This is a genomic window from Mesorhizobium sp. M7A.F.Ca.CA.004.12.1.1 (genome assembly GCF_003997835.1).
Lineage (GTDB): Bacteria > Pseudomonadota > Alphaproteobacteria > Rhizobiales > Rhizobiaceae > Mesorhizobium.
Genome location: NZ_RZRK01001087.1, coordinates 1 through 1,616 on the forward strand (window position 1 = coordinate 1; position 1,616 = coordinate 1,616).

The following is a 1,616-nucleotide window of genomic DNA, read 5'->3' on the forward strand; positions in this document are numbered from 1 at the left end:
GACACCCTTACCTCGAACTCCTCTGTCCACCCCGTGCGTCTCGGCGCGAAGTACAAGTTCAACTAAAAGGCCCTCCAGCCAAACAGTTGCAGCCCGTCGGCCATGCCGGCGGGCTTTTTTTTATTGCTCGAATCTTTCCGCGCCAAACGCAGGCAACAAAAAAGCGGAGCCAAAGCCCCGCTTCCTCGATGTCGAGATTTACCGCCGGTTCATCCGCGGTCGGCAAATCGATCGACAATAGCTTTCTATCGCGAATATGCGACGGGAGTACGACAACTGTTTCCAGCGGCTAATCTCAGCCTCAAGCGCGCTCGATGCGGCACTGGTAGCAATTGTTGCGCGCCGAACGGACATGGACGTAGGCGATCTCGTCGCGTTCGAACAGCGTCTCGGCCCGTGCAGCAATTGCCGTGGTCGGGATGACGCCGCCGCTGCCGTAGACGATGCGATCATCCCTGCCATAGCCGCGCACGATGTAGTCGGGGCTTTCGAGAATCTCGGGCAGCGCCTCGCTCTCGGCAGCGCGGTCGCATTCCTCGCCATGCAGGAAGATCGGCCCCGTTTCAGCATAGGGCTGAAGCTGCGGGAATGGCCGGTACGCCAGAACAAGATAGGCGTCGCCGGCGGCGATGTTCTTCAAGCAATGCCGGCAAGGCATGCCGTCACCGTCGGAGATCTTTCGCTCGGGCATTTGGCCATAAGCATCGATCCCGCCGCGCTGCAGCGTCCTGACACCTTCGGTCGGCAAAGCTTTGAACTGGATGGTCATGGAAAATCTCCGGTGTGGTCTACCGGAAATTATCCCTTTGAACTCTCGCCGCCCACCCGATTCCTGCCAGATATCGAAGAGCCGGTCGCCCGTCGGCGACCGGCTCTCATCAAGTCCCGTCGAAAGCGCCGTCTAACTAAAATTCAGAGCTGCGGCTCAACGGATGAAATCGTCGAAGCGGCGCAGTGTCACCCGGCGATTCTGCCAGTTTTCGTTCTGCGTCTGCACCAGCAAAAACTCTTCGCCATAGCCGACTGTCTCGAGAGCATGACCCGGCACGCCGAATTCGCGCACCAATGTGCGCTTGAGCGAAGCGGCGCGCTGTTCGGACAGAGCCTGATTCGACTGGAAGGAGCCGACGGCGTCGGTGTGGCCCTCGATCAGCACGCGGGCGCCGCGATCGCGGCGCAGGATGCGCCGCAGCGCGTCGGCAATGGTCTCGATCTTGTCGTATTGCGAGTTGGCAATAGCCGCCGAACCGAAGGCGAAGTTGATCGACTGGATATCGATCGAGCGGGCCATGCGGCGCAAATCCGGGCGCCGCTTGAATTCGCGGATGGTGACGCGCTCGTTCGGCCGCAATTTCACCCGCGGCGCCGCCTCGAGCTTCCGCTCGATCGTCGCGGCCGAAGGCGTTGTCGCCTGGGCTGCGGCGAGGCTTGGCATGGCAATTGCCGCGATCAGCGCGGCGGCAAGTGTACGGCGGGTCAGCATATCTTCGTCTCCTTCGGCCTTGGCCGCATTGATGGTGCCGGCAACATGCCAAAAACAGCCTGAAGGGCCGATGAACGGCGGGTTCAGATTCGAACCCGTGTCAGCTTCCGGCTAGTCTAGGGCCGCATGACGC

At 61.1% G+C, this 1,616-nt stretch carries 3 protein-coding genes; 1 reads left to right on the forward strand and 2 read right to left on the reverse strand.

The genetic code is table 11. From position 1 onward, the window contains the following. Window positions 1-293, forward strand: a 293-nt coding sequence (locus EN984_RS38405) for a hypothetical protein (protein WP_206517549.1), incomplete at its 5' end; no start/stop codon positions are given. Between the two features lie 8 nt (window positions 294-301). Here EN984_RS38405 and EN984_RS33880 read toward each other — a convergent pair. Next, window positions 302-769 carry a DUF1203 domain-containing protein gene (locus EN984_RS33880; RefSeq protein ID WP_127273685.1) on the reverse strand — a complete coding sequence of 156 codons (468 nt, stop codon included), beginning with the start codon at window positions 767-769 and terminating at the stop codon, window positions 302-304. A gap of 156 nt (window positions 770-925) precedes the next feature. After that, complete coding sequence (locus EN984_RS33885) at window positions 926-1,483, reverse strand: OmpA family protein (RefSeq protein WP_127271734.1); 558 nt, start codon at window positions 1,481-1,483, stop codon at window positions 926-928. Window positions 1,484-1,616: the final 133 nt, after the last annotated feature.

Excerpts from the sequence above, each read along its gene's own strand:
- EN984_RS33880 (WP_127273685.1), bottom strand. The coding sequence starts at position 769 with ATGACCATCCAGTTCAAAGCTTTGCCGACCGAAGGTGTCAGGACGCTG.
- EN984_RS33885 (WP_127271734.1), bottom strand. The coding sequence starts at position 1,483 with ATGCTGACCCGCCGTACACTTGCCGCCGCGCTGATCGCGGCAATTGCC.